The organism is Aquirufa sp. ROCK2-A2, from assembly GCF_054558485.1.
On the sequence record NZ_JBPXKA010000011.1, the window covers coordinates 29956 to 51149 of the forward strand.

The window sequence follows — 21194 nt, forward strand, 5'->3', positions numbered from 1 at the left end:
AATAGAATCACCCTTGGTCCATTTATCCATCATTTTTGTTAATTACAAAACCGAAAAATTGCTTTTGGGTTGTTTAAGAAGTATTGCACACTTTACTTCTGGACTTTCCTACGAATGCATCGTGGTGGACAATAGTTTGGAACAGGGAGCAAATGAGGCAATTTTGACGGAATTTCCAAATACTCAATGGATTAATTCGGGAGGAAATGTGGGCTTTTCAAAAGGCAATAACATCGGTGTGGAACATGCCCAAGGCGAATATGTCCTTTTCTTAAATGCCGACACCTTAATTGTGGATAATTCTATTTTCAAAGCCTTTGAATTTCTACAAACAAAATCGGATTTTGTAGCGATAGGTGGCATACAGTTAGATCAAAATCAAGTAGAAATTCCGTTTTATTATACCTTAAATGACATTCGAAAGGACTTTTACATCCTTCCTAATTTACCTGTCGTACAAAAATGCATCACTGCCCTATTGCCAAAGGAGAGTTTTCCAAAGGGAGAAACCAATAATTTGGTTGGTGCTTTTATCATGACGGCTAAGTCGGATTTTTTACGAGTAGGCAAGTGGGACGAGGACTTTTTTATGTATGCGGAAGATGCTGAATTAAGTTTCCGTTTAGCCAAATTGGGGAAATTGGCCTATTCTCCAGATGTGAAATTTATTCATTTGATCCAAGAAAATGAATTCCGTCGCACAGAATATTCCTGGGTTAACCGATTTGCCATTCAAATTCAATTATCCAATTTATTATGGATTCGAAAAAGCTATGGAATCGGCGCTTTGCTTTTGATCTATTTCAATTATGTCTTATTGGTACCTATTTTTTGGACTTGGAAAATTGTCCTGAACATATTGACCGGTAAAAATTGGCTTCATGATACAAAGAACCAGTCAGAGCTTAGTCAAAAAGTAATCATTCTCCTGCAATTTTTTCCTAGATTATTGGCTTTGAGGAAAGGGCCCTATATAGGTAAAAGGTAATAGGTAATAGGTTGTAGGTAAAAGGTAATAGGTAATAATGCGAATTAAGGGTTAAAAACATTGGGATTATTCGTTACAAAAATTTATTTATGGCCAACGCTTAATCCTAACGAAAGATTTGAACGTAGCGGCAAGGCGGAGCTTTGACAATGCGCATGGGATATGTGCGTCAGGGTCAAAGAAAATAGCCGAGAGCGGAGTGAAAATCGTTCCGCCTGCGGATTCGTCTTGGATTAAGCTAAAGAAAAAAGTTTTTTTTGTTTCTTTTTTTTCAAAAAAAGAAATGCCATAGAAAAAAAATTAGCCAGTAAATTGCATTTCTGTAAAACGAATAAGGAATTAGCAAATTCAAGTTCGCTTTTAAACATACGTTTAGAACAGACCTTAATAATAATTTCAACTCTTAATTCGCATTAATAGGTAATAGGTACCCAATGGGTTAGCTCAGTTACAGAGCCAATAGAAGTATGGAAGCCAAAAACGCTAATTAAAGATTGAAAATATGAAATAACAGTGGCCTTTGTGTTCAAATGCATGATTTACCACTGATGGACCAGGAAGGATTCAAAGGCACTTGTGCCAAATTAATGAAAAGTAAAAAATCCTATTACCTTTTACCTATTACCTTTTACCTATTACCTACTACCTCTTACCACTTTTTTACCAACCACAAACAAAATCACATTGGCCAACAGCGCACAAAAGCACATGACGATGGCCATGGTGAAGGCTGTTCCATCAAATAACAATCCAATCGCCATGGAACAAATAGAACCCCAAGCCATCTGAATAGAGCCCATCATGGCGGAGGCTGATCCAGCGCCTTGGTGAAATGGTCTTAAAGCCAGTGAGGCCACGTTCGGGAAATTAAATCCTTGACAAGCAAGCGTCAAAAACAATAATAGAATATTGATTTCCATCGTGATCCAACCCATTTTGGCAAGGATCGCAAAAATGGAACATAGGATCAATTGAACGGGTAGCGTAACTTTTAAAATTTGTAAACTCGTAAATCTTTTTAATACGATATGATTCAATTGACTCGCACCAATAATTCCAGAGGCAACGATGGCAAAAATCCAACCGAATTGGGTTTCATCCACGCCATAGTAATTTAAAAATGTTAAAGGTGCGCCACCGACAAAGGTAAAAATGGTTCCAGCGCCGATCGAACCCGCAAATGCAAAAATGAGAAATTCCTTTTGCGTAAATAAGGAGCGGTAGGATTGAATGATAATTCCCAATTTGAATGCACCGCCTTTTTCACGATCCACTTTTTCAGGTAACCAGATTTTGATTAAAAAAATAATCACAAAAATAATGATGGCTAAAAGCGCAAAGATGAATTTCCAGCTTGAAACTATTAACAATAAACTACCCAACGAAGGAGCTAAAATGGGCGAAACACCAAGAATTAATATCATCAACGACATCACTCGCGGGCGTTCTTTTTCCTCAAAGGTTTCCCGAATGATCGCATTGGGAGCCACCATTCCGATGCTACCACCGATGGCTTGGATAAATCTAAAAAAGATTAATTGCTCAACTGTCGTAGAAAATGCACAGGCCAATGAACTAAGTACATAGGCTGATAAACCCACATAAAGCACTTTTTTCCTTCCAAAATGATCCAAAACAGGCCCATTGATTAATTGGCCTAAACATATTCCAAAAAAGAAACTGGATAGTGTGTAGCCAATTTGTTCCTCTGAACAATGCAAAGCATTTGCCATATTTTTGAATGCTGGCAAATACATATCAATGGATAGGGGGCCAATGGCGGATAATATACCTAATACTAAAATGATTTTAGTCCGGTTGGATACTTGAGTCATTATGGAATTTTCAAATTTACGAAAGCGCAAAAATACGGCTATTTTATTTAGAAAAGAGAAGAGAGGAAAGAGGTAAAAGGTAATAGGAAATAGGTAATAGGTAAAAGGTAATAGGTATAACATTTTTTCTCTCTTCTCTATTCTCTCTTCTCTCTTCTCTCTTCTCTCTTCTCTCTTCTCTCTTCTTCTTATTGCATCTGCATAGCCTCTGATCCCGTTGAATTGGACATTTTTTTGATGGTACTCATATCAAATTTTCCAAAACGGATAGAGAAGGTTAAACGAATTTGCTGTGGATTAGAAATACGATAGTACGATTGTGTAAAACCTTCGCCATAAGAAATACGGGTATTTCCACGTGTTTTGAACATATCATTAAATGATAAAGTCAAAGAGGCCATGTCGTTTTTCCAAAATGATTTTTTGATGGCTAAATCCACGCCATAAAACGGCTCAATGTATCCTTGAGAGGAGCTTTGTGCTTGCATGCCTGGAGGGCCTTGCATTCCTTGATTTTGTGAAACTGGCAAATTGGTTTTTCCTTGGTAATCTGCCGACAATTGAATCACCCATTTTTTGGGTAACATAAAGTTGTTGTTGATCTTTCCAAAGGCTGTCCACATGGCATCAGAAACCTGATTGGCATCAATGTTCGCAATGTTAATTTTTGAATTGTAAAAATTCATATTTGCAGTGATGTCCCACCAATTTTGCAATTTATTGGTATAAGTAAATTCTGTTCCGTAATTGATGCTTGAGTTTGCATTAACAAAAGTGTTAATTAAATCCGTTTTACCACTGATAGGGTTGATCTCTTGTTTCAAATAACGGGTAATTAAATTGTCGGTGTATTTGTAATAACCCGATACCAAAAAGGTGGCAGAACCTTTTGTTTTGCTATACGCAAGTTCTCCTGATGTGGTAAATTCTGGTACTAAATCAGCATTTCCGCGAGTGATATTTAAGCTATCGCTATAATCGACAAATGGAATGATTTGGAAAAAATTCGGACGGTTTACTCGGCGAGTAATGCTTAATTGAATGGCATCCGTTTTGGATAAATCTTTTTTCAAGAAGATGGAAGGGAACAAGCTCAAAGGGTATTTATTGCTGAATTGTTGCTTCGTGTTCAATAACTCACCATCGTAATTAGAGCTTTCTCCACGTAAACCTACTTTGTAAGAAAAGGCCGTGTTTTTGCCAGAAATCGAAATATAAGCAGCATACACATCGTTTTTACTCTTGTAATTAATGGACGCTGAAGTAATAGGTTTGTACACATCCGAACCCACTGCCTTGATGGTATTGTTATTTTCATTGGCTATTTCATTGATTTGAGCTCTTAAGCCCATTTCAAGGGTGCCTTCATTTTTGATTGGCTTTACGTAATCGGTTTGAAGTGTGACGAATTTGTTATTTCCAGAACCTAGATTTCTTTGAATTTGAGTACCTGTAACAGCATTGTTTTTTAAATAGTCTGTCGTGAAAATACCATCATTCTTATTGGTTCCTCCAAAAAAGTTCATGTCCATGGTTAATTCTTCTCCCGCCTTCGGATAGGTATGTTTGAATCCTAATTGGAAACCTTGTGGTTTAAATTCACGAGTACTTTCAGAAACACGGTGACTCAAGGTTTTTACCCCATTCACGGTGCTAGTAATCATGATGTCTTCATTGGGCGTAAATTTACCTCCACCACCGAAGAATGTACCTAAAGTAATAGTACTTCGGTTGCTGATGGCATAATCCGCAGAGAAACGTGGAAACAACATCATTCCTTGTGTTTTACTTTCGATATCTTGATAGACATTCGATTGGATACCACCGATGCTACTTATACGTTCGCTATAACCATTTGAATTATTTCGGTTACGCATATTCATGATCGTGGCGGTTAAGTTCCATTTATTTTGTTGATAGGTGAAATTTCCCATCAAATTAGAACCTCCAAAACGGTCTGCTCCGATATTCACCATACCATTGTATCCGTTCTTCTTGTTCTTTTTCAAAATGATATTGATAATTCCCGCCATGCTTCCAGATGCATCATATTTGGCAGAAGGGTTGGTAATCACTTCTACTTTTTCAATAATATCCGCTGGAATTTGGTCCATGCTTAAAGTAGTGGGTCTACCATCAATAAATAAAGTAGGATTTGCATTGCGGACTTTCACGTTACCATCAATATCCACTTGAACAGATGGAATATTTCTCATGACATCAATCGCCGTACCACCCGCTGTTACAATATTTTGCCCAACGTTGAAGGATTTTTTATCGATATCCATTTCTACCAAAGATTTTGCTGTGGTAACGGTTACACCTTCCAAAACTTTATTGTCTGTCGCTAATTTGATATTCCCCAAATCTTTTTCAAAAGCAGACATCATTTTAGCCATCATAGCGGGGTCGGGCTGTTGGCCTGGAGTCATACCTTCCATTTTCGGCATTGCGAAAGCCACAGGCATTTCATAGTTGACGAAACCTACAAAACTGATTTTGATTTTTAGACGGACATTCACTGGAATTTCTTTGAAATTGAAATCGCCATTTAGTTCCGCTTGTTGAGCTTTTACCAATACATCTTTATTTTTTTTGGTAGTTGGATCAAGAACGGTTTTTAGTAAAACGACAGAAGCAAATTCGACGGGTTTGCCTTGATCGTCTACTACTTTCCCAAACACATGGCCTCGATTCATATCAGGCATTTTCCCCGCAGGGAATTGAGCAAAAGTTGTTAGGCTAATGAGCGATAATAACGCTACAAAGATGGAATTTTTCATTTGTGATGGATATGGTACAATTTATCTACTTAGGCTTTTTGAATAATTTCTTTCAAAATGTACCGCAAAGATACAATATCCATGTCGTTGAATCATCTTTATCTTCGCTAAACGGTATTTTAGAGATGAAAAGAGGTTTTATTGCGAGAAGAACGGAGGAATTTAGAGTACTATTGCCCTATTCGAGCAATTTATAAACCCTTACATAATCGATCTCAAATGAGGCTGGATAGGCAGAATTGTCGACTCCTTGCACGCCACCCCAATTTCCACCTACTGCTTGATTCAATATGATGTGAAATTTACTATCGAAAGGCCATGCGGCAATACCACTATTGGAATTTCTGAATTCAAAATATGGGACATCATCGATATAACCTGTGATGGTAATCGGAGTCCAATCGACACGATAGGTATGGAATTCTGTAATGGCCGTAGGGATGGTTTTTTTGACTCCAACCTGGGTGCCTTTGGTGTGGTTATAAGCGGAAGTATGAACAGTACAATTGATTTCATTGGGGGCATACCCAACATGCTCTAAAATATCAATTTCCCCTGAATTTGGCCAAATGCCATATTTGTTTTCGGTAGGAAGCATCCAAAATGCAGGCCAAGTTCCCTTACCTGCAGGTACTTTCGCGCGAGCCTCGAAGCGGCCATAAAGCCAATCGCCTTTGCCTTTTGTGACAATTCGAGCAGATGAATAGGCGGAGCCCATCATTCCTTCTTTGATTGCTTTGATGGTTAAAATACCATTTTTTATACTGGCATTGGAGGCATTATTGGTGTAATATTGGAGCTCATTATTTCCCCATCCGCCTCCACCAATATCATATGACCATTTACTCGGATCAGGAGTTGTTCCATTATCAAATTCATCTGCCCAAATTGGAGTTGTATCAAACTTGTATTCTTTAACCACGATAGGAGCAGGCGGTGTCGGATTTGGCGTTGGAGTGCTATCCTTGGTTTCTGTTCCGCAAGCAAAGAATAATGAAATGCTAAGGAATAATAAATATCGGAGATGTATTTTCATTGTCTTTTTAATTGCCTGACTTATTTTTTTGGATTGAAAGATGGTTAAACTTTAAATAATTAATAAATTTACTCTTATTCAAATAATATAAATACCTGCCATGAATAATTATTCTCAAAAATTCTCCTTTTTTAATCTTAATACTTATTTTATTGACGAAAAAGTCAATATGTTCAAATTTGAAAATACGTATCATATTTTTGATGACCAAGGTGCGCAAGTTGGTGCGGTCAAACAAAAATTATCTTTTGGTCAAAAATTGCAAAGAATTTTACTTGATAAAAAAATACTACCCTTTTTGTTAGAGATTAAGAATGCCAACGATGAAGTGGAGGCAAGTATTTCAAGGGGTTGGACTTTTTTTCTTTCAAAAATTGAGATTAAAAATGGCCAAGGATTTACAGTGGCTTATATCCAACAGAAGTTCAAATTATTTAAACCCAAGTTTGTTATATTTGATGAGAATAACTTGACGATTGCTACTATTTCCGGTGATTGGAAAGCTTGGGATTTTAGCATTCGAGATGGTTCAGATGTCGAGATTGGAATTATTACCAAAAAATGGGCAGGAGCCTTGAAAGAAATATTCACTAGTGCAGATAAATATAAGGTAGAAATCAATCCGAATTTAACGTTAAAAGAACATCGTGCCATTATTCTTTCAGCAGCAATTACCATCGATATGGTTTTAAAAGAAAGTACATAAAGTCAAAATGAATCCAGGTATTTGATTGTCGCCTATATTCCCTAAATTTATTACCCAAACTCTAAAATAAATTACCCATGAAAAAACTAAGTAGCGTATTATCGATTATTGCATTTTTATTTATTTCATTTTTGTCGACCGCCAAGCCAGCGGATAATCTAGATTATTTTGTGGGCAAATGGCAAATTGTCATCAAAGGAACTCCCAATGGAGATGCACAAATGGTCTTTATTTTAAGCAAAAAAGACGGCGAAATAGCTGGAGTTATTCAAGATACTTCCGGTACAGAAATTTCTGTCATTTCTAAATCAGAAATCAAAGAAGGTGCAATCACTTTGTATTTCACTGCTCAAGGTTATGATGTCAATTTAGATCTTAAAAAGAAAGACGAAAATCATCTTGAAGGAAGTCTAATGTCTATGTTTGATGCCGTTGGAGAACGAATTGACAAAGATAAACCAGTTCCCATTTATGCTAAATAATATTAATTAAGCAATATGGTCAAGATGTATGAAGTATTTTTATTTCATACATCTTAACTTATGAATCAGAATTTTCATCTTCTATTCGCACAAAATTCGTTAATAGATCGATGGTCGCAAAAAGTAAAAAAGCACTAATTTTAACTATCAAACCTAGGATGGAGAAAGGTTTTGAAAATATCAAATAAGCCACAATTAGCATCCAAAATAGATAATAGAGCCAATTTTCTCCGCGGAAAACAAGTCTCATCCTTTTTTTAGAAAGATGGGTGTTCACAACTACCGCTTTCGATTTAATAAATCCCACAAATACTAAACGGAGTCTGTAATGACCGTAGGTCTTTTTAAAATCCATTAAATCAATTGTTTGATCAATCGGGAATTTTATGCCATCCACTTCTAGCTGAGTGGGTATTATATGCTGGAAAATCCAAGGTATTTTAGAAAATTGAAGTAGTTGGTTTTCGGAAAGTGAATCTTCCAATTCATTCGTTTCGGTTAGGTCTTGTTTCATCGTGGTAGGTTTGGAATGAGTACAAACTTATAAGAAAATATGATTTATTTCATTTTTGTGATGAAATGATTTCTGTTTTTGCCTATTTATTGTTTGTAAATTAGTTATTAGTGTTTAGTTATTAATGCGAATTAAGAGTCAAAATATCAGATTTTCATTTCTCTAAATACCGCTTTTGGCTTCGTCGCCGCTCAGCCAACGCTATTTCTTTTTTTTTCAAGCTCATCAATGAACTTTTGGTTAATCCCGACGAAAGATTTGAACGTAGCGGTAGGCGGAGCTTTGACAATGCGCAAGGGGTATGTGCGTCAGGGTCAAAGATAATAGCCGAGAGCGAAGTGAACATCGGTCAGCTTGCTGATTCGTCTTGGATTAACTTGCGACGTATAAGTTTTTTTGTTTCTTTTTTTTCAAAAAAAGAAATGCCATAGAAAATGAATTAGCCAGAAAATTGCATTGCTGGCCAGGAAAAATGTAATTAAATTTGATTTAGACACAATTATTGGAAAAGATCCTGAATTTTAGTTTTTAACCCTTAATTCGCATTATTAGTTATTAGTGCGAATTAAGGGTTGAAATTTCCAATGATTAATCTCTTCCTTTACCGCTTTTGACTTCGATACTTTGGCAATGCGATATCGGAATGTTGAGATAATAAGGAAGGAGGTAATTGGCACCTTTGAGATAAAGAAGAGATTTGTTTTTAACACAATGGACACAAAGATTATACAACCCGACTATTAAGGATGTTTCATTTTAAGCGCGCACAGCCATCGTTAGTAATCACGAAAACATTTTTCAGAAATTAAATAATCTCGAGATGTACGGTTAATCCGACGAAAGATTTGAACGAAGCGGTAGGCGGAGCTTTGACAATGCGCATAGGGTATGTGCGTCAGGGTCAAAGAAAATAGCCGAGAGCGTAGTGAAAATCGGTCAGCTTGCTGATTCGTCTTGGATTAACTGGGAGAATTTAAGTTTTTTTGTTTCTTTTTTTCTAAAAAAAAGAAATACCATGGAAAAGGAATTAGCCAATAAATGGCAATGCTATATGGAATTTTGAGGTATCAATGAATATTTTAACCCTTAATTCGCATTATTAGTGTTTAGTTATTATTGTTTAGTTATTAGACAGTTTATCTAATACCTATTACCTAATACCTATTACCTATTACCCCCTCTGCTTATTAAATGCTATAAATTGACGAAATAGTGCTATTCGAGTTTTAAGCTTATCCATAGTTTTGTGCAACCAAAATCTATATTTAAACTAAAAATTCAAACTATGTCTACTTCAAGACCCACCTTCAAACCTCATTATGATAATTTCATTGGAGGTCAATTTGTTCCACCTGTAAAGGGTGAATATTTCGAAAATTACAGCCCAGTAGATGGTAAATTAATCGCAAAAGCAGCTCGTTCAGGCAAAGAGGATATAGAGTTAGCGTTAGATGCGGCTCATGCTGCATTTGAAACTTGGGGAAAATCCTCGGTCAATACTCGTTCTTCCGTTTTATTAAAAATTGCTGATACCATTGAGGCAAACTTAGCTTATTTAGCCGCTGTGGAAACTATTGATAATGGAAAACCCATTCGCGAAACAGTCAATGTGGATTTACCTTTGGTCATCGATCATTTCAGATATTTTGCTGGATGCTTGAGAGCAGAAGAAGGAACCATTTCGGAACACGATGAAAACACCGTAAGTATATGTTTACATGAGCCGATAGGTGTTGTGGGACAAATTATTCCATGGAATTTTCCTTTGTTAATGGCAACTTGGAAAATAGCACCTGCTTTAGCCGCTGGTTGTTGTACAGTCGTTAAACCCGCAGAACAAACTCCCACTTCCATTATGTGTTTGTTGGAATTAATTAAGGACATCGTTCCTGCTGGAGTATTGAACGTTGTGACAGGTTTTGGGCCAGAAGCTGGAAAACCTCTAGCGCAATCGCCAAGAATCTCTAAAGTATCTTTTACAGGAGAAACAACAACAGGTCGTTTAATTATGCAATATGCCTCTGAAAATTTAATTCCAGTGACCATGGAATTAGGTGGAAAATCGCCCAATATTTTCTTTCCATCGGTAGCAGATGCTGACGATGATTTCTTTGATAAGGCTGTCGAGGGCGCTGTTTTATTTGCCGTCAACCAAGGCGAAGTGTGTACTTGTCCTTCCCGTATTTTGGTGCATGAGAGTATTTATGATAAATTCATGAGTCGAGTAATTGAACGGACAAAAGCCATTAAAATGGGGGATCCTTTAGATCCAACTACCATGATGGGAGCCCAAGCGTCCAATGATCAATACGAAAAAATTCAAACTTATTTGAAGCTAGGTGTAGAAGAAGGGGCAGAGGTTTTATGTGGAGGTGATGTGCAAAAACTTTCTGGAGATTTAGCAAATGGCTATTACATTCAACCCACTTTATTCAAAGGCCATAATAAAATGCGTATTTTCCAAGAGGAAATTTTTGGTCCTGTCGTTTGTGTGGCAACCTTCAAAACAACAGAGGAGGCAATTGAAATGGCAAATGATACCTTATATGGTTTAGGTGCCGGTGTTTGGACAAGAGATGCACATGAATTGTATCAAGTACCACGTGCCATTCAAGCTGGTCGTGTTTGGGTAAATTGCTACCATGCTTATCCCGCACATGCACCATTCGGAGGATATAAAAAATCAGGTTTTGGCCGAGAAACACATAAAATGATGTTAGGTCATTACCGTCAAACCAAAAACATGTTGGTTTCTTACGATAAAAAGAAATTAGGATTCTTTTAATTCATTTTTGTTGGATTCATTCATCGGTAAAAATGATGTAATCCATCACCAGAAATGCAAAAGGACCCATGGAATTCCGTGGGTCCTTTTATTTATAAGGCTATGATTACTATTATCCTTTTTCTGCCAACAAAGGATTCAACATTCATATTTGATCTGAGATTTGATTTCTTTTAACTTCTTCCCGATTATTTTTCGAAATTTTTCACGGGAAAATAATACGTATAAATGGTTTGATAAGTAGAAGGGAAAGCCATTTTAAATGGATAAAAAAGGGCTTTTGCCATTTTGTAGTATCCTGCTTTGGTGAAGAAAAACTTATGTGAAAAATGAAGTAGGTATAAATAAGTTGACTTGGAAAATAGTCCATTTTTTTTCATTGAATTCCATAAAGCATCTTCATATTCGGTCACATATTTGTATTTAACCCCATTTAAACCTGGGATAAAATGTGAAGGATTTTGCCATCTAGATGAATCTCCTTCTGCACCCACAGTAAATTGGACCCTTTTGTGAAATGCTAATTTTTCGAAAATATGGTTATGTTTAAAAAATAGTAACAATGCCTTTTCAGGGTTGATACTGTCTTTTTCCAATTGATTAAGCATGTCGAAATTTTGCTTATCACAGAGAAAATTTAAAATCCCCAAGACTTCTTCCGACATTCCACTGTCAAAAATAAAATGACGATCAGAAACGCCCCCGTATTCTTCTCCCTCAACGGCATATAATTTACCCAAAGGTAAGATCGGTTGTTGGTCGATGTAATAAAAATCCGACCGAGTTAAAATAATTCGATCATATTGCTGAAGCGTGGAGAGTTGATTCTTCAATAGATAATGCCGGAAGGCAAAAATAATCGCTCCAGATCCTTTGTTATCGTCGATACCGCCCATCAAAGCAGCGTATTTGAAACGTTGATTTTTCATAAATCCATCCCAATTGGCTGGAAAATTAGACTCATAAAATTCTCTCCAATTGGCATATTCGGGTATTTCCCAAAGGTATGTTGCTCTTTGATACAAGGATGATTTTTTTTCTTTTTCTTCCCCAAAACACAAAGCTAAATCCGCTTGATAGGGCTCCAAGAGGTTTTTGTACATGGTTGACCATGTTTCCTCACCCCCTCTCGCATTACCAATAAGGATAATTAATGTTTTGTTAGAATGATGAGGCATAGAAAAGATTAAATGAATGTAGTATCGATATAATTTACACGTTCAAGCTAAAAATACATGTTATTATTGGTATTCCTTTCGGAATTCAGAAATCTCCATGTTAATTTATCACCCAACATTCAGATGAAAAAATTGTAGGGTTTATTTTAGACGAGAATGGGTTAATAATTTACCATTTTCTAAAGGTATTTTTACTCGCAAAATTCAATGCGATTTAAATACAAAATTCACTAATTTAGAGAAATTTTAGATTGTTTGACCTGTCAAAAGAAGTATGACAATTAATAGACGTATAATTGATTCAATCATGGATACTTCTCCGCTCCAATATATAATTCGCAAAAATCCACTTTTCATGTAAAACTGAAAATAGATAAACGAATAAGTTAGGTCTCTTCTAAAGATGTAATAAGTGTAAAAACTTTTTGAATGTTAATTTAAGATGAAAACCCCACGAGTAATTATTTCTGATCAAGCCAAAGAAGTGGTGCAACAAATCAAATCCCGTTACGGCGAATTAATGTTTCATCAAAGCGGAGGCTGTTGTGATGGCTCACAACCCATGTGTTTTGAAAAAGGCGACTTTAAATTAGGAGCATCCGATGTTTGCCTTGGGGAAATTGATGGATGCGAATTTTGGATGAGCAAAGATCAACAAGAATATTGGCAATACACCCAACTTTGCATCGATGTAGTGCCTGGAAGAGGTTCTTCATTTTCCTTGGAAATTCCTATGGGTCTTCGTTTTATCACACAATCTCGCTTGTTTACTGACGAAGAACGAGCCAATTTATCTCCGCTTACTTACCTGGATTGATTCAATTGTTGATATTGTTTTGGCGTAATGCCTTCGTGACTCTTGAACGCTCTTATGAAGTAATTCGCATCTTCAAAACCTGCTTCGTAGCAGACGTTTTTGATGTAAATATGCTGATTCTTTAATAAGGATTTGGCTAATTTAATTCGTTCCAAAATGATTAATTCCATCGGGCTAATTCCCAATTCTCTTTTAATCATTCGATACAATGATGTAACGCTCAAACCAGATTGCTTAGCTAGGTCTTTTTGGTTAATTTTTTGACCAATATTTTGACGAATTATTAAGAGGATATTTTGGATTATTGGATTGGTAGGATAGTCTTTTCCACTTTCAATACTAGCCACAGATTGCGTTTGGATGATGTGAATCAATAGTTCTTGTATGGCTAAGTCAGCTAAAACATCTTTACTGATGGAAGTGCTCTGGCAAACCTGTATCAACTTATTGATGGTCATCGCCAATTCTTCATTGTTGTAAAAAAAATAATTGCGTTCATCTAATTTCCAATAATTGCGCATTCCTTCTTTCGGATATTTTTCATTTAAAAAATCCAAGGTGTCAATGATTTTTTTATTGTCAATAGCCAAAGCTAAACATTGGGTTGGATTATGCAAATCAGCCTCCGGGAAATCAATTTTCATTTCTACATTGGCAGGGATAATCACGGATTCGCCGGGTAAATAATCAAAAGCCGGATCTTCAAAAAGATGCATTACTTTTTTTCCTCTCAGCATGCTTGTCACCACTAAGTCGTTGAAAGTCAAAGGAACTAAAGCGGATTGCTGATAGGTTTCAAATAAATTGAGTTCGCAATGGTCAAGGTTATAGATGGTTCTATTTTCGACCAATGTTTTTAGTGATTTCTCATGCGTAAGTTGAGGGGCTACCGGTACTATTTTAGTAGGAAGAAACATAAATCGAAAAAATAGGAATAGAAGATTTACAAGTAAAAATAGTAATTTATTTGCAAATTCCTTCTCCCCCCGATTTTAATTCAGCAAACCTGCGCTAGCCTGCAATGCATAAACCGATTTAAATAAATAGGCCTTCAGGTCAATCAGTTTTTCGGCAGCTTCCATGGCTTTTGTTTCCCGACTATTGATTAAAAATAAACTTGATTCTCCTAATTCAAATTTGGACTCTTCCGCCTTTACCAATGATTGGTAGTTGCTTAAGGCTTTTTCCTGGGTAGTGATTTGTTTTTTTAAACTTTGAAATTGATTGAAATAGCTATTGACTTTAATTTCGATGCCTTGTCTTTTTTGAGCCATTTGAATGTTTTGTTCGTCTATTTTCAATTTAGCTTGTGCATAATCTCCTCGGCCTTGTGAAAAACGCAAGGGAATTTCCACTTTTAGCCCATATTGGAAATTATTGTCCAATAAATTGGACGTATATAAATTCGGCGCACCTTTTGATAATTGATTATAACTCAGGTCAATTTTGGGCAATAAGCTCTGAAATTTCAATTTTTTATCCACCTGCAAGACCTCCATTTTGTATTGATAGGTTTTCAATTCAGGATGATTGGACATTGCTTTTTCCAAAAGTGATTCTCTATTTAAATCGAAGTTGGCAAAAAGTGCAAAGTTTTCCCATATCGAATGAGGGGAAACACTTGGGTCCAATTCCATCGGCAAATTGTTTTCTGACCAAAGAAAAGCAGACAAGGCCAAGGTATTGTTTTGGTAATCCAGCCACTTGTTTTGGTATAAATTCTCAAAATATTGTTGTTGAGAAACGGCTTCTAAGGTATCAACCGTTGGTCGATCACCTAATTCGACACTTCTCTTAACAAAGCCCACTCTTTTTTGTGCTATTTCCAAGTTTTGTTGGACGATTCTCAAAACCCTATGGCTTTTTGCCCATTGAAAATAGGTTTCCATGGCCTCGTTTAACAAGTCATTGATGGCGGCTCTTTGTTCTTCTAAGGCCATTTTGTTCATTATTTTCGCTTGCGACAAAGCAGCTCTTCTTTTGTCCATTAAGAGGTTTTTTGCCAAAGGAATATTGATTCCTATGTAGCTTGTTTGTCCAGAAGTTTGACTTGGATCAATTCTGGCACCTTGTAAATTTTCTATCCCTGCATTCAATTCTATGCCATACCATGTAGGGATACTCAATTCTGGAGAATGATATTCATAATAATTCTTGTTATCCAATGTTTTTTTGGCACTGTAATGCGACAAAATGGGATCAAAAGCACCACGCGATTGAAGAATACTTGCTTCACTTTTTCGCACATTTATATTCATATTTCTCACCACGGGGTGATAGGTTTGAACAATTTTTAAAAACGATTCCGGATGTAGGATCTTTTCTTGTCCAAGGCAAATATGTCCAATCAATAAAAAAACGAGGAATTTATTTTTCATTTTTCGTTTCTGATTTTTTATTTCCTTTGTAAAAATCTGCTGGGAATCCATTGATATTTCTCCAAATTTCATACCAAAGTGGCACGTCATTCAATAAGGTAATTCCTTGTACACCCGTCCCAATTTTAATTTGTTCCGGCCACTTTTTTTCAGAGCTATCCTCTCGAACAATTACCCGAAAATAGCCATCGGAATTAATGGTGCTTTCAATGGCCAATACCTTTCCTGAAAATGTCCCAAAACTTTGTTCTGGCCATCCTCCCGCAAAAATGATGGCAGGATATCCATCAAAAATAAAACGCACATTTTGACCGATGGTCATCAAAGGCAAGTCCACCGGCCGAACAAACATTTCGATGGCATAATTATTTTTGTTAGGAACAATGGTCAGCAATTCTTCCCCTTCTTTGATGATTTCTTCTAATCCCGATTTTTTGGCTTCAATGATTTGCCCATCTTGAGGAGCAATCAATACGTACATTCCATTTCGAATGGTGTAGTTGGCCACTTGATTTTCTAATTTCGCCACATCGCCTCTCGTTATTTCTATTTGACCTAAATTCTGAAAACGGTCACTTTCTGCTTTGTTGATTTTTTCATCATATTCTTGATCAACACCTCTCAATTCAATTTTTGCATTGGTAATGTCTTGTATCGTTTGACTGACTTTATTTTCAGTAATTGTTTTTTTGGCCAAAGCATTTTGGAATGCCACATTTCGTTGTTGAAACTGAGTTTGCGAGATCAAACCTTCCTTGTACATTTTTTGATTTCGTTCAAATTGATCTTTTGCCAAGTTAAACTCGTTGATATTCGCTTCTAACTCTGCTTTCTCGCCTATTAGTTTTTGACTAATTTGACTCACCTTATTCGTTAATTGTTCTCTTTTTAGCTTTTTGGAAGTTTTTAAATTCTCGATTTGGGAAAGAGTCGCCTCTACTTTTTGTTCATAATAAGCCATCGAATTTTTCTTGGCATCCAATTGTTCTTGAGTCCGATTAATCAATTTAGGATCCAAGTATTCCGCTTTTATCTCAGAAATTTTCACTAAAGTGTCGCCCTTTTTAACAAAATCGCCCTCTTTTACTCTCCAATTTGCAATTTTTCCGGCAATCGGGCTATAAATTTTTTGAGGTCTTTGCTCTTGGAAAAGACTAGTGATTTGACCTTTGGACCTAATATTTTGAGTCCAAGGCAGGAAAATAATGCCCAATAAAAATAGGCCAAAACCGATCAGCCAAGGTTTGATGGCAGTTCCTTTTCCGAGCGGATAAATATATCTAAATGATTTAAATTGATTTTCCATGGTTGAATCGCAATTGAAGGTCTGTTTTTTGATTGAAAACTTGGTCGTTGGAAATTACCACACATGTACAAGGTGTTTCATTTAATAAATACTGTTTAATTTTTTCAGTACTTTGCGCGTCCAAGCCATTCCATGGTTCTTCCAAAAGTAGGAGATTCTTTTTGCCTGATAAAGCTCTTAGTAGCAATATTTTCCGGATAGTTGAATGGGGCGTTTTTTTACCAATGGGTTCAATCACTTGGTCAAATCCGTTTTTAAAATGAGCAATGAAGTCTTCTATGCCCAATCGATTGGCTAATTGCAGAATTTCATTCGCTTGGATTTCTTGATTACCTAGGCTAATGTTTTCCCAAACAGTTCCTTCAAAAATCTCTTGTCCTTGGAACAAAACACCCGTCATGCCACGGAAGTTAGTTAAATTGAAATTATGAATGGGAATTTGATTGACTAAAAAAGAGCCCTCGAAATCTTGGTAGTTTCCTGTCAGAATACGTAAAAACAAGGATTTACCTGAACCTTCTTCACCACTCACACTCACTTTTTGTCCTGGTAAAATGTGTACCGAAATGGAATCCAATAATTTTTTGGCAGGATCAAATTGAAAACTAAATTTGTCCATTTTGATTTCCACCGCTTGATTCGGTGCGGCATCCAAATTTCCTGTCGCCTCCAAAGGTAGTTCCGTAACGCTGGCTAATTTTTCCAAACCCGTAACTACATCATATAGACTATCCAAACTCACAATGAGTTTTTCTACAGCTGAAATGACCATTAAAATAACAATCTCTGCGGCTATAAATTCCCCAATATTAAGTTGTTGATTTAATAACAAATAGGTCCCTAGGGTTAGCATTAAAATAGTTAAGCTGACTTTGAAAAATATCAAAGATCGATATTGAAAAAGTAAAATTTGAAAATGTTTGGTACGGGCAATCAAGTAGCCTTCCACATTTTTGTCTGTTTTATTTAGATTTAATTTGGAGTTTTGAATAGATTTGAACGACTTTAACGTACGTGCCATTTCGCCAAAAAATCCTACTACTTTGTATTTATAATTGGACTCTTCGATGCTTGTTTCAATTCCTTTATTGCTTGTATATTTTAAGATGAGGCCTAAAATGAGAAGCAGAACAATGCCTAAAACGATAAATAGAGGATGATATAAGCATAATAATATAATTCCAAGTATGATTTGTACGCTTGCGATGGGAATGTCCAATAAAAGCTTGGCAAATCCTTTTTGGATATTCATCGTGTCAAAAAAACGATTGATTTTCTCTGGAATGTAATAATGATCCGTTTTCTTTAAATCGAATTTGGGTAGTCGATTAGCAAACTCAAAGGCATATTCCGTGAATAATTTTTGCTGTACACGCTCAATTATTTTCATCTGATTCACTTGTAGAACACCAACCAAAAATACACCAATTACAACCAAGGCAATTAACACATAAATGGAAGTTACCATGGTGGCACCCATCACCAAACCGATGATGGTTTGCACGCCTAACGGCAAACTTAAATTCACCACACCACTTAGCATCGAAAATAAATAAATGGATATTACCTCCTTTTTATTGCTAATGACTAATTCAGAAATACGTTTAAAGCTGCTTTTCTTTTCCATCGGAATTAATTTGTTGGCAAAAATAAAAATACTTTTTTAAATAATAGTATTACTATTATAAATAAAATTAAAAATATTTTTTGTGTTAGTAAATCTATCATGTAGATTTGTCATCTAAATCTATCAATCATGGATTATTCTTTAAGTTTCAAAGTTAACGAAAGCATTTATTTAAGAGACCCTGAAGGGACGGAATTAGGGAAATTAATTGTGAAAGGGGCTATTGATTTGATCCATCAATTGGGCTTTGAGCATTTTACTTTTAAAAAATTAGCGTTGGAACTAAACACCACCGAGGCTACTATTTACCGTTATTTTGAAAACAAACATCGTTTATTATTGTATATATTGAATTGGTATTGGTCGTATATGGAATATTTGGTGGTATTCCAGCTGCAACCCATTGCTAATTCACAGGAAAAATTAAATCGCTTGGTCGAGTTACTAACGCAAGAATTACCCGATAGCGCTGGCCAGGCTGATTATAATAAAAAGTATTTACATCAAATTGTCATTACGGAAAGCAGTAAGGTTTACCTTGTCAAGGAGGTCAAGGAGATCAATCAAAATGAGGTATATAAACCCTACAAAGATTTATGTGCACGTATTTCTGATATAATTAAGGCCCATCATCCGGATTATGCTTTCCCGCATTCTTTAAGTTCCACTTTGGTGGAAACATCGCATTCTCAACTTTTTTTCAGTAATTATTTACCTAGATTGACGGATGTAGGGGAAGAAAACAAGCAAAAATTTGTTGAGCGCTATTTAAAAGATTTGATTTTTAAGGTAGTAGGATGATGGAAGAGGTAATAGGTAAAAGGTAATAGGTAAAAGGTAATAGGTAAAAGGTAATAGGTAATAGGTAATAGGTAAAAGGAGTTTCTTTGCCTGTCTTCTCTCTTCTCTTTTCTCTTTTCCCGTTTTCTCTTTTCCCGTTTTCTCTTTTCCCGTCTTCGCTCTTCTCTTTTCTCTTTTCTCTCTTCAATAGGTGTTCGTCATATCTTCATCCACACACAAAATAAAATCGGCTTTATAGCGATTTTCTTTCTCTAGATTTTTCAATTCTTTTTGGCTCACAGTGGCGATGGTCGCAATTTTTATTGTGGGCTTTGATTTTTTCAGATACCAAGAAATGCCTTCAAAATTTTCGGAATGGTAGGATCCATTATAATGGATAAAAAGCTGATTTTCGCCCAAATGGGTATCGATGAAATGGGCCATGGTAGCATCTTTGCTCGCTTGAGCTTTGGGCATATTTGGAGAAGTATGCTCACCCATCATGGTCAACATTTTTTTATATCCGGGTAATTCAGCATCATAAGGGATTGGCAATGGTGCTATCCATGTTTTTTCTTCTACCGAAAGTTTTTCCAAGGCTTCGAAACCTTGCTTGGACACTAAGCTGGCAAATTTTCTAGGAATATTGGTAGCAATAAATGCGATCTTTTGCTCTTTGGCAAAATTGACCAAAGGGGCGTAATCCGTTGGGTAATTTTTCCATAATCGAGCGGAAGAATCCAATCCTTTGGCACTTATTTTTCCTTGCAAATAATTGTTTAGGGCATTTTGATTGTCGTGTTCAAACATTTCTGCTCCCAATACCAAGGATCTTTGAAGCTGACAGGCTTTTGTAATTTCTAATTCCATCCAGTGACTAATCGCATTGTTGTGAAGCTCTCCAACCAAAACGACATCTTGTTGAACCAATTTTTTGAGCATTTTTTCAAAGCTAATTTTCTTTCCTTTTGCATCAAAAAGTTGATAAGCAGGTAGATCTTTCCCGTACAGCATGGGACTGATGAATAATAGCAAAATCCAAAGTAAGAGGTTCTTCATAGGTTGTTTTGGGATTATGAGGATCAATTTAGATATTTTTTATGGCAATTGATACATTCGTAGTTCTTCTAAGGTTTTACCTTCATGCGAAATGAGCAGCCTAGAGCCGCATACCATTCTGAATTACTCCGAATACTTTTTCCTGCCGAAAAATCAATTTTAACATCTTCTGAAAGATAATATGCAAGTCCAAAATCGCCCCATTGTTCCGTATCGGATGAAGCAGGAAATCTGCCAAATAGTTCCACATAAGCATATCCTCTTTTTCCTATATTCATGTTGGGCGCTATGCGATAGATTCCTTCCACTTTTCCATTGGAATGGTATTCCGCACCAAAATTATAACCAATGCCCAATTTTTCTGTCCAATTGTTTTGGAAAGTAAAAATCGTTTCCCCAATCGAATGGGGTACTTTATTTTTTTCACTTAAATCTCTATTATCATTGTCCCAATGGTATTGAACGATTAAGGCTGTACGTGGTAAAATCGACTTTTCTCCACTGAACAAGTGGACTTTAAATCCCATCGATTCTGTTTGAAAAACAGGGTGGAAAGGAACACTGGTGGAAATAGTTGAGGTGTATCGCAATTCCCAGTTTTTATGAAGCCCATATTTGATCAAGGAGGTGGGTAATAAATAACTGCGATCATTTTGACTTACGGCTTGGTTGAAACCAATTTCTGCTTGTATATAGCCCTTTTTTACAATAAAAGGACATTCGGTTTGATCGGGTCGATCGGTTTCAATTCTCCCAATTTCTTGACATTGAACATGTTGCAGGCAACAAATCGACAATATGATTAGAATCCACATTTTCATGTTGCAAGATATAAATTTTAGATAAGCCTAAAAAATATTTTATGTAAGTATAAAAATTCTGAATTTTTTATCTTTCAATAATTGTTTAAATTTCCATTC

General features: G+C 36.0%; 17 protein-coding genes. 6 read left to right on the forward strand and 11 right to left on the reverse strand.

Translation table 11 applies throughout. From position 1 onward, the window contains the following. Positions 1 to 13: 13 nt before the first annotated feature. Complete coding sequence (locus V7S76_RS12180; RefSeq protein WP_459510400.1) at positions 14 to 988, forward strand: glycosyltransferase family 2 protein; 975 nt, start codon at positions 14 to 16, stop codon at positions 986 to 988. A 635-nt stretch (positions 989 to 1623) separates the two neighbouring features. Here the strand turns inward: V7S76_RS12180 and V7S76_RS12185 are convergent. From V7S76_RS12185 to V7S76_RS12195, 3 genes are all read right to left on the reverse strand, one after another. Next, a complete protein-coding gene (locus tag V7S76_RS12185) occupies positions 1624 to 2823 on the reverse strand; it encodes a multidrug effflux MFS transporter (protein WP_459510401.1) in 1200 nt (399 codons plus the stop codon). Positions 2824 to 3011: 188 nt separating this feature from the next. Then, on the reverse strand, positions 3012 to 5606 hold the full coding sequence (locus V7S76_RS12190; protein WP_459510402.1) for a TonB-dependent receptor: 2595 nt from the start codon (positions 5604 to 5606) through the stop codon (positions 3012 to 3014). 178 nt (positions 5607 to 5784) lie between these two features. Further along, on the reverse strand, positions 5785 to 6642 hold the full coding sequence (locus V7S76_RS12195) for a glycoside hydrolase family 16 protein (RefSeq protein WP_459510403.1): 858 nt from the start codon (positions 6640 to 6642) through the stop codon (positions 5785 to 5787). Between the two features lie 100 nt (positions 6643 to 6742). On the opposite strand from V7S76_RS12195, the gene V7S76_RS12200 reads away from it, so the two are divergent. Then, the gene (locus V7S76_RS12200; RefSeq protein ID WP_459510404.1) at positions 6743 to 7348 is read left to right on the forward strand and encodes an LURP-one-related/scramblase family protein; all 606 of its coding nucleotides are present in this window, start codon (positions 6743 to 6745) and stop codon (positions 7346 to 7348) included. A 77-nt stretch (positions 7349 to 7425) separates the two neighbouring features. After that, positions 7426 to 7830: a hypothetical protein gene (locus V7S76_RS12205; protein WP_459510405.1), complete on the forward strand. Its 405-nt coding sequence runs from the start codon at positions 7426 to 7428 to the stop codon at positions 7828 to 7830. A gap of 58 nt (positions 7831 to 7888) precedes the next feature. Here the strand turns inward: V7S76_RS12205 and V7S76_RS12210 are convergent, their stop codons facing one another. Beyond that, positions 7889 to 8344, reverse strand: a complete 456-nt coding sequence (locus V7S76_RS12210; protein ID WP_459510406.1) for a hypothetical protein — start codon at positions 8342 to 8344, stop codon at positions 7889 to 7891. A gap of 1285 nt (positions 8345 to 9629) precedes the next feature. Here V7S76_RS12210 and V7S76_RS12215 point away from each other — a divergent pair. After that, positions 9630 to 11129, forward strand: coding sequence for an aldehyde dehydrogenase family protein (locus V7S76_RS12215; protein ID WP_459510407.1), 1500 nt, complete (start codon positions 9630 to 9632; stop codon positions 11127 to 11129). 188 nt (positions 11130 to 11317) lie between these two features. On the opposite strand, the gene V7S76_RS12220 is transcribed toward V7S76_RS12215, so the two are convergent. Further along, the gene (locus tag V7S76_RS12220; protein ID WP_459510408.1) at positions 11318 to 12307 is read right to left on the reverse strand and encodes a hypothetical protein; all 990 of its coding nucleotides are present in this window, start codon (positions 12305 to 12307) and stop codon (positions 11318 to 11320) included. Positions 12308 to 12749: 442 nt separating this feature from the next. Between V7S76_RS12220 and V7S76_RS12225 the strand changes: the two genes are divergently transcribed. After that, entirely contained in the window at positions 12750 to 13124 is a 375-nt protein-coding gene (locus V7S76_RS12225) for a DUF779 domain-containing protein (protein ID WP_459510409.1), read from the forward strand. Here the strand turns inward: V7S76_RS12225 and V7S76_RS12230 are convergent. The 4 genes from V7S76_RS12230 to V7S76_RS12245 all read right to left on the reverse strand — a co-directional run bounded on the left by V7S76_RS12230 (position 13112) and on the right by V7S76_RS12245 (position 18435). Further along, positions 13112 to 14041 carry an AraC family transcriptional regulator gene (locus tag V7S76_RS12230; RefSeq protein WP_459510410.1) on the reverse strand — a complete coding sequence of 310 codons (930 nt, stop codon included), beginning with the start codon at positions 14039 to 14041 and terminating at the stop codon, positions 13112 to 13114. The two genes, V7S76_RS12225 and V7S76_RS12230, sit on opposite strands and share 13 nt — an antisense overlap. A 75-nt stretch (positions 14042 to 14116) precedes the next feature. Then, positions 14117 to 15502 carry a TolC family protein gene (locus V7S76_RS12235; protein ID WP_459510411.1) on the reverse strand — a complete coding sequence of 462 codons (1386 nt, stop codon included), beginning with the start codon at positions 15500 to 15502 and terminating at the stop codon, positions 14117 to 14119. Further along, complete coding sequence (locus V7S76_RS12240; protein WP_459510412.1) at positions 15492 to 16808, reverse strand: HlyD family secretion protein; 1317 nt, start codon at positions 16806 to 16808, stop codon at positions 15492 to 15494. The genes V7S76_RS12235 and V7S76_RS12240 overlap by 11 nt, the downstream gene beginning before the upstream one ends. Then, positions 16792 to 18435 (reverse strand): ATP-binding cassette domain-containing protein, encoded by a 1644-nt coding sequence (locus V7S76_RS12245; protein ID WP_459510413.1) that lies wholly within the window; start codon positions 18433 to 18435, stop codon positions 16792 to 16794. Before V7S76_RS12245 ends, V7S76_RS12240 begins: the two co-directional genes overlap by 17 nt. Before the next feature lie 129 nt (positions 18436 to 18564). On the opposite strand from V7S76_RS12245, the gene V7S76_RS12250 reads away from it, so the two are divergent. Beyond that, positions 18565 to 19236 carry a TetR/AcrR family transcriptional regulator gene (locus V7S76_RS12250; protein WP_459510414.1) on the forward strand — a complete coding sequence of 224 codons (672 nt, stop codon included), beginning with the start codon at positions 18565 to 18567 and terminating at the stop codon, positions 19234 to 19236. Between the two features lie 183 nt (positions 19237 to 19419). On the opposite strand, the gene V7S76_RS12255 is transcribed toward V7S76_RS12250, so the two are convergent. Together V7S76_RS12255 and V7S76_RS12260 are read right to left on the reverse strand one after the other, a co-directional pair. Then, positions 19420 to 20274 carry a ChaN family lipoprotein gene (locus tag V7S76_RS12255; RefSeq protein ID WP_459510415.1) on the reverse strand — a complete coding sequence of 285 codons (855 nt, stop codon included), beginning with the start codon at positions 20272 to 20274 and terminating at the stop codon, positions 19420 to 19422. Positions 20275 to 20342: 68 nt separating this feature from the next. Next, positions 20343 to 21095, reverse strand: a complete 753-nt coding sequence (locus tag V7S76_RS12260) for a transporter (protein WP_459510416.1) — start codon at positions 21093 to 21095, stop codon at positions 20343 to 20345. Between the last annotated feature and the right edge of the window lie 99 nt (positions 21096 to 21194).